At 45.1% G+C, this 7,624-nt stretch carries 7 protein-coding genes and 1 tRNA gene; 7 read left to right on the plus strand and 1 reads right to left on the minus strand.

Features of this window, described 5'->3' with window-relative positions; all coding sequences use genetic code 11:
* Positions 1–141 precede the first annotated feature (141 nt).
* The 6 genes from NFR99_RS03145 to NFR99_RS03170 all read left to right on the plus strand — a co-directional run bounded on the left by NFR99_RS03145 (position 142) and on the right by NFR99_RS03170 (position 6,887).
* Positions 142–1,803, plus strand: coding sequence for a 2-isopropylmalate synthase (locus tag NFR99_RS03145; RefSeq protein WP_120483911.1), 1,662 nt, complete (start codon positions 142–144; stop codon positions 1,801–1,803).
* Positions 1,804–2,145: 342 nt separating this feature from the next.
* Entirely contained in the window at positions 2,146–2,973 is an 828-nt protein-coding gene (locus NFR99_RS03150; protein ID WP_158604863.1) for a cell wall hydrolase, read from the plus strand.
* A 150-nt stretch (positions 2,974–3,123) separates the two neighbouring features.
* Complete coding sequence (gene cysK / locus NFR99_RS03155) at positions 3,124–4,056, plus strand: cysteine synthase A (protein ID WP_120483913.1); 933 nt, start codon at positions 3,124–3,126, stop codon at positions 4,054–4,056.
* 45 nt (positions 4,057–4,101) lie between these two features.
* The gene (locus tag NFR99_RS03160; protein WP_251352694.1) at positions 4,102–5,412 is read left to right on the plus strand and encodes an O-acetylhomoserine aminocarboxypropyltransferase/cysteine synthase family protein; all 1,311 of its coding nucleotides are present in this window, start codon (positions 4,102–4,104) and stop codon (positions 5,410–5,412) included.
* Between the two features lie 132 nt (positions 5,413–5,544).
* Complete coding sequence (locus NFR99_RS03165; RefSeq protein WP_160216375.1) at positions 5,545–5,712, plus strand: hypothetical protein; 168 nt, start codon at positions 5,545–5,547, stop codon at positions 5,710–5,712.
* Between the two features lie 2 nt (positions 5,713–5,714).
* Entirely contained in the window at positions 5,715–6,887 is a 1,173-nt protein-coding gene (locus tag NFR99_RS03170) for an NAD(P)-dependent malic enzyme (protein ID WP_120483915.1), read from the plus strand.
* Between the two features lie 153 nt (positions 6,888–7,040).
* On the opposite strand, the gene NFR99_RS03175 is transcribed toward NFR99_RS03170, so the two are convergent.
* Positions 7,041–7,112, minus strand: a tRNA-Glu gene (locus tag NFR99_RS03175).
* 175 nt (positions 7,113–7,287) lie between these two features.
* Here NFR99_RS03175 and yajC point away from each other — a divergent pair.
* On the plus strand, positions 7,288–7,596 hold the full coding sequence (yajC, locus tag NFR99_RS03180) for a preprotein translocase subunit YajC (RefSeq protein WP_120483916.1): 309 nt from the start codon (positions 7,288–7,290) through the stop codon (positions 7,594–7,596).
* Positions 7,597–7,624 lie beyond the last annotated feature (28 nt).

The raw sequence follows: 7,624 nt of genomic DNA on the forward strand, positions 1-7,624 counted from the left end.
TAAGATGTCTTAGAGATGATAGGCTTTTTCTTTTGTCCTAAAAGGCTGTCGAACAGTTTTGCGGCTGACGGTACATGCCCGTGCACGGGAGTTCCCAGCCGGATTTTGCTATGGAATGATTATTAGAAAAGGAGAATGAAAATGAAGAACGTTACAAAGTACAGAAAGCAGTATTTTATGCCGCCCGTCCCATCTATGAAATGGGCAGAAAAGGATCGTGTAGAAAAAGCCCCTATTTGGTGCAGTGTAGATTTGCGTGATGGAAACCAGGCTCTGATTGTCCCGATGTCATTGGAACAGAAGATTGATTTCTTTAAACTGCTGGTAAAAATCGGATTTAAAGAAATTGAAGTGGGTTTTCCGGCAGCTTCTGATACGGAATATCATTTTCTGAGAGCTTTAATTGAACAGAAGCTTATTCCGGATGACGTAACGATTCAGGTACTGACCCAGGCGAGGGAGCATATTATCAGAAAGACATTTGATGCATTAGACGGCTGCAAGAAAGCAGTAGTCCATGTGTACAATTCTACTTCTGTGGCGCAGAGGGAGCAGGTATTCCATAAGTCGAAAGAAGAAATCCTGAAAATTGCGGTGGACGGAGCTGCACTGCTGAAAAAGCTGGCAGATGAGACAGAGGGGAATTTTTCTTTCGAGTACAGTCCGGAAAGTTTCACGGGAACAGAGCCGGAGTATGCGCTGGAAGTGTGCAATGCGGTTTTGGATGTGTGGAAGCCTACGGCAGATAAAAAAGCGATTATTAATTTGCCTAGTACGGTGGAGCATTCTATGCCCCATGTATATGCCAGCCAGGTGGAATATTTATGTGACAATTTAAAATATAGGGAAAATGTTATTGTGTCCCTGCATCCTCATAACGACAGAGGCTGCGGCGTGTCAGATGCGGAAATGGGGATTTTGGCAGGTGCAGACAGGATTGAGGGCACGCTTTTTGGTAACGGGGAGAGAACAGGGAATGTTGATATTGTGACTTTGGCGATGAATATGTATTCTCAGGGGATTGAGCCGGAGCTGGATTTTTCTGATATGCCATCTATCTGTGAGGCGTATGAAAAATATACAGGAATGTCTATTGATATGAGAAGCCCGTATAGCGGTGCATTGGTATTTGCGGCATTTTCGGGTTCCCATCAGGATGCGATTGCGAAGGGGATGAAATACAGGGAAGAACATGGCGAGGAACAATGGACGGTACCGTACCTGCCTATTGACCCTACAGATGTTGGCAGACACTATGAGGCAGACGTCATCCGAATCAACAGCCAGTCCGGGAAAGGCGGCGTAGGATATATTCTGGAGCATAATTTTGGATTGAATCTTCCGGCAAAGATGCGGGAAGCTATGGGGTATGCGGCAAAAGCAGTGTCCGACGACCAGCATAAAGAATTGCTGCCGGAAGAAATTTTTGATTTGTTCAAAAAGAAATTTGAAGATGTCACAGTGCCGTATAGTATTACAGAAGTACATTTTAAACAGCACAACGGAATTATTGCTGAAGTGACTGTAGATTATAAAGGCGAGCAGAAAGTTGCTATTGCGGCAGGAAACGGGCGTCTGAATGCAGTGAGCAATGCATTGAAAAAGCAGTTCCGCCTGGAGTATGATTTGATTACTTATCAGGAACATGCATTAGAGCAGAGCTCCAGCTCAAGGGCTATTGCGTATGTGGGAATCCGGGATAAAGAAGGCAGGATGTTCTGGGGGGCAGGCGTTGACCAGGATATTATCAGGGCTTCCATAAATGCTCTGCTGACGGCGATTAATAACAAAGAGGCTGACTAGATTTTACAAAAAAATACAAATATTGCAGAAATGTTACGGGTTGTGAAAATGCTAAAAAAGCAATTAAAATAGAAGGATAAATTGTGGAAATGTCGTAAAATGTCGCAAAAACACTTGGGAAATATGCCTAAGGCGAGATAAAAGCCTTGGGCATATTCTATAAAATTGTGCTTTTAAACAGCAGAAAAATAGTGGATAATTTACAGAATAGATAATTTGACTTAAGATGCGCATGTTAATTGTTACGAAAATGTGAAATTCGCCTTGACACATACTTTTAGATTCAATATAATGCAGGTACTTGGAAAGCTAAGGAATTTTTGGAAAAAAGGAGAGTACCGTATGCGGTTGATGCAGGTGATTTTAAAAGAGAGCTTGTGTCGGATGAAAGCACTGGAAAAACGCAGTTTTACAACGATAATCTCATGTGTGACGGTAGTAGCGGTAGTGTCGATGCTGTTTTCGGGGTTTTCCGGAGACAGTAAGGGCAAAGTGTACGCGGTTTATGCCTCGGATATGCGCGGCGGGGAGAAAGAAACTGTAGCGGCCGGAGGGCTGCAGACAGGCGTTATGGGGATTGCAAATTCGATAGAGAGTATCGAAAAGTATTCAAAAGCAGTTTCTTCTGTAAATATTACAACAGAAAATGAAGAAGTTTTGGTAGGCCCTTCCCAGATACGCAGGGGTGCATTGAACAGAATTGCTCTTGGGAAAGGGACGAGCCGGGCTGGAGGCATTGGCTATTATGCACAGCAGGCAGTACGCAAAAACCATATGGCATCAGATGATTATTATTCTCTGCTGCGGATTGTAGAGGCAGAAGCCACAGGAGGAGATATTAAAAGTAAAATTTTAATTGCGAATGTGGTGCTGAACCGTTTGGCAGACAGCCGTTTTCCGGATACGATTTATGAAGTAATCTGGGATAAAAGAGGCGGAACGGCGCAGTTTTCCCCTACACTGGACGGCAGAATTTATACTGTGGAAATTACAGATGACACATATCAGGCAGTAGACAGAGCTTTGGCTGGCGAGGATTATTCGGAAGGAGCGCTATTCTTTATGGCACGTTCCAGTGCGGAATCACATAATACGCAGTGGTTTGACGGAACACTGCAGCGTCTATTTGAATATGGAGGCCACGAATATTACAGATTTTCCGACAATTAGTAAAAAACAGAGAACAGGAATAATGTGCTCCTGTTCTCTGCTTTTTTTTGTTGTTTGAATTTATACTTGACAAGTAGGAATAACAGGAATATAATGCAGATAAATCAAATAATTCATATCAAATAAGTAGGAATTAAAGAAGGAGGAATTATGGGAACTATTTATCGGGGCGCTTTGGAGTTGATAGGGAACACGCCTATGGTGGAAGTGATTAATATTGAGAAGGAATTGGGATTGGAGGCCAGAGTCCTGGCAAAATTAGAATATTTTAATCCGGCCGGAAGTGTAAAAGACAGGGTAGCTAAGAGTATGATTGAGGATGCCGAAGAGAAAGGGATTTTGAAGGAAGGCTCTGTCATTATTGAGCCGACATCAGGAAATACAGGAATTGGCCTGGCTTCGATTGCGGCGGTTAAGGGGTATCGGATAATTCTTACTATGCCAGAAACAATGAGCGTGGAAAGACGGAATATTTTGAAAGCATATGGTGCGGAGCTGGTGCTTACAGAAGGGGCGCAAGGGATGAAAGGAGCGATTGCCAAGGCAGAGGAGCTGGCGAAAGAGATTCCCGGAAGCTTTCTTCCGGGACAGTTCGTGAATCCGGCAAATCCGGAAACGCACAGGCAGACTACAGGACCGGAAATCTGGAAGGATACGGATGGACAAGTGGATATTTTCGTGGCCGGAGTAGGTACGGGAGGAACGCTTACAGGTGTGGGAGAATATCTAAAAACTAAAAATGAAAAAATAAAAGTGGTGGCAGTAGAGCCGGCAGCATCTCCGGTGCTTTCGGAAGGAAAAGGCGGCGCGCACAAGATTCAGGGAATTGGAGCCGGATTTGTACCAGAAGTTTTGAACACTTCTATCTATGATGAAATTCTTGCGGTTGAGAATGAGGATGCGTTTGCTGTTGGAAAACTGATAGCGAAGAAAGAAGGGATTCTGGTGGGAATTTCATCAGGAGCTGCGCTATCCGCCGCGATTCAGCTGGCAAAACGCCCGGAAAATAAAGGAAAGACCATAGTAGCGCTGTTGCCGGATACGGGCGACCGATATTATTCTACGCCTTTATTTACGGAGTAAGCAGTGATGGAATGGAAGATTTATACAGAATGAGGAGGACATATTATGAGTAAAAAAATAACAAGGGAAAACAGGAAATTTAAGTTTGAAACTTTGCAGCTTCATGTAGGACAGGAGCAGCCGGATTCTGCTACAGACGCGAGAGCAGTGCCGATTTACCAGACGTCTTCTTATGTGTTCCGAAATAGTGATCATGCTGCGGCAAGGTTTGGGCTGTCAGATGCCGGCAATATTTATGGGAGACTGACCAATCCGACGGAGGACGTCTTTGAGAAGAGAATTGCAGCGCTGGAGGGCGGCGTTGCGGCTCTGGCTGTGGCGTCTGGGGCGGCGGCGATTACGTATACGATTGAGAATTTGGCTCAGAACGGGGATCATATTGTTTCAGCAAAAAATATTTATGGAGGTTCCTATAATTTGCTGGCACATACGCTGCCGCAGTATGGAATTCAGACTACATTTGTAGATATTTTTGATTATGATGCGGTAGAGGCGGCGATTCAGGAGAATACAAAAGCGCTCTTTATCGAGACGCTGGGAAACCCGAATTCTGATGTGGTCGATATTGAAAAGGTGGCAGAGATTGCACATGCGCATAAGATTCCCCTTGTGGTAGACAGTACATTTGCTACGCCGTATCTGGTAAGACCTATAGAATATGGAGCGGATATTGTTGTACATTCCGCAACGAAGTTCATTGGCGGGCATGGGACGACGCTGGGCGGCGTAATCGTAGACAGTGGAAAGTTTGACTGGAAAGCTTCCGGCAAATTTCCATCCCTGACCGAGCCTAATCCAAGTTATCACGGCATCAGCTTTACAAAAGCGGCCGGCGCTGCTGCGTTTGTGACGAAAATCCGTGCGATTCTCCTGAGGGATACAGGGGCGACGCTTTCACCTTTTCATGCATTTTTGCTGCTGCAGGGTCTGGAAACGCTTTCTCTCCGTGTGGAGCGTCATGTATCAAATGCGCTGAAAGTGGTAGAGTATCTAAATGGCCATCCGCAGGTAGAAAGGGTGAACCATCCGTCGGTGGCGGAGGATGCCGTGCAGCAGGAATTGTATAAAAAATATTTCCCCAGGGGCGGCGGCTCGATTTTTACGTTTGAAATCAAAGGAGATGCGCAGAAAGCGAAAGATTTTATTGATAATTTGGAGCTATTTTCTTTGTTGGCGAATGTGGCGGATGTGAAATCTCTGGTTATCCATCCGGCAACTACTACCCACAGCCAGTGCACTGATAAGGAACTGACTGAACAGGGTATTAAACCGAATACTATCAGGCTTTCGGTGGGAACAGAAAATATAGATGATATTATTCAGGATTTGGGAGAGGCATTCAAAGCGGTTCAATAAATTTCAGAGATTTAAGGACAAAGTTACCATTTGAGGAGATTAGGATGGTAACTTTTTCTTTCAATTTAAAATGAAATTGGCGGATTGCTTTTTGATGTTATCCGGTGGAATTTCTTATCGCGATGTAGTATAATGAAAAAAGTCAGTGGTTTTTATGCAAAGAGCACAAAGAAAAATAGGCTGAGGAAAGAAGGGGAAGAGGCATCGGTGAAAAGCGTACAGCTGAAAGGAAAGGCGCCAAAAACGATTAAGACAGACACGTTCAAAAAAGGAAAAGTCGATATAGAAGGGAGACAATAAAGATGGATTATGCAAAAGAGTCTTTAAAGATGCATTATGATTTAAAGGGGAAGCTGGAAATAAAGTCGAGGGCGGCTGTTGATTCAAAAGAGGCGCTGAGCCTGGCGTATACGCCTGGCGTTGCTGAGCCATGTCTGGAAATTCAGAAAGATGTGAATAAAAGCTTTGATTTGACACGGCGCTGGAATACGGTTGCAGTCGTAACAGATGGAACGGCTGTCCTGGGGCTGGGCGATATCGGGCCAGAGGCCGGAATGCCTGTTATGGAAGGGAAATGTGTACTCTTTAAGGAGTTTGGGGATGTGGACGCGATTCCGCTGTGTGTCCGCAGCAAGGATGTAGATGAAATTGTAAAGACCGTAGAGCTGCTGGCTGGAAGTTTTGGGGGCGTGAACCTGGAAGATATTTCTGCACCGCGGTGTTTTGAGATTGAGAAGAAACTGAAAGCGTGCTGTGATATCCCGATTTTCCATGACGATCAGCATGGAACGGCAGTTATCACACTGGCGGGTATTATCAATGCCCTGAAGCTGGTAGGGAAGAAGCTGGAGGATGTAAAAATTGTCACATCCGGAGCAGGCGCGGCAGGAATTGCAATTATCCGGCTGTTGATGTCCATGGGACTGAAAAATGTTATCATGACAGACCGTAAGGGGGCGATTTATGAAGGCAGGGAAGGGCTCAATCCGATAAAAGAGGAAATGGCGAAAATTACAAACTTTAAGCATGAGAAGGGAACATTGGCGGAAGTGGTTCAGGGTGCAGATGTGTTTATCGGCGTATCGGCTCCGGGGACTCTTACACAGGATATGGTTCGGAGTATGGCAAAGGATCCGATTATTTTTGCCTGTGCAAATCCTACGCCGGAAATCTTTCCGGATGAGGCGAAAGCTGCGGGCGCGGCAGTGATATCCACGGGGCGTTCGGATTTTCCGAACCAGGTAAATAATGTCCTTTGTTTCCCGGGAATCTTCCGGGGCGCGCTGGATGTGAGGGCCTCGGATATCAATGATAAGATGAAAGTGGCGGCGGCTTATGCGATTGCAGGGCTGGTTAGTGACGAGGAATTGACAGCAGACTATATACTTCCGGCTGCATTTGACAGCAGGGTGAAAGATGCCGTAGCGGAAGCTGTCAGAAAAGCAGCGGTTGAGAGCGGCGTGGCGAGGATATAAAAGATACAAACCAACAGAAGTAACAGGGCAGGACTGCGGAAGCAGACCTGCCCTGAATCATGATACAATGAAAATTTCTGAAATACAAAACAGGGAATGTTGAAAAACACTCCCTGTTTCCCCATTTTATGCTCTCCTGTGTATGAAAGCAAACAGTCCGTAGGGGAATCGAACCCCTGTTTCCGCCGTGAGAGGGCGGCGTCTTAACCGCTTGACCAACGGACCATGCGTTTCCGACTTCTCTATGTTACTACAACTTCTATGAAAAAGCAAGCATTTTTTTCGTTTTTTTAATTTTTGTTTCTTGAGGAAAAACACTTGAAGTACTGGGACAAATTGTGTATGATAGATAAGATTGGAAAAATTTTAAAAAGCAGTATAGGACGTAGGAGGAAACAAAATGAATTTATTAACGCAGGCGGCCGGTGCAGGAATGGGAATCGGGGTACTCATTTTCTATGTGATTATCATTGTGGGTATCATGTATTTTATGGCGATCAGGCCGCAGAAAAAAGAGCAGAAAAGGGTTGCAGCTATGTTGTCAGAAATGGAAATCGGCGATAGCGTAGTGACGAACAGCGGATTTTACGGCGTACTGATTGACATCACCGAAGAAGATGTGATTGTTGAATTCGGAAGCAACAAAAACTGCCGCATTCCTATGCGGAAATCGGCGATTGCGGAAGTGGAAAAACAGGGCATGGAGTAAAAGCAAAAAAAGGCCGCTGCGCCGCAGC

The organism is Hominisplanchenecus murintestinalis (assembly GCF_943193015.1).
Classification (GTDB): Bacteria; Bacillota; Clostridia; order Lachnospirales; family Lachnospiraceae; genus Hominisplanchenecus_A; species Hominisplanchenecus_A murintestinalis.

Coding starts and splice junctions, on each gene's coding strand:
- cysK (WP_120483913.1), top strand. CDS start 3,124: ATGGGAACTATTTATCGGGGCGCTTTGGAGTTGATAGGGAACACGCCT.
- NFR99_RS03160 (WP_251352694.1), top strand. CDS start 4,102: ATGAGTAAAAAAATAACAAGGGAAAACAGGAAATTTAAGTTTGAAACT.
- NFR99_RS03170 (WP_120483915.1), top strand. CDS start 5,715: ATGGATTATGCAAAAGAGTCTTTAAAGATGCATTATGATTTAAAGGGG.
- NFR99_RS03150 (WP_158604863.1), top strand. CDS start 2,146: ATGCGGTTGATGCAGGTGATTTTAAAAGAGAGCTTGTGTCGGATGAAA.
- yajC (WP_120483916.1), top strand. CDS start 7,288: ATGAATTTATTAACGCAGGCGGCCGGTGCAGGAATGGGAATCGGGGTA.
- NFR99_RS03165 (WP_160216375.1), top strand. CDS start 5,545: ATGAAAAAAGTCAGTGGTTTTTATGCAAAGAGCACAAAGAAAAATAGG.
- NFR99_RS03145 (WP_120483911.1), top strand. CDS start 142: ATGAAGAACGTTACAAAGTACAGAAAGCAGTATTTTATGCCGCCCGTC.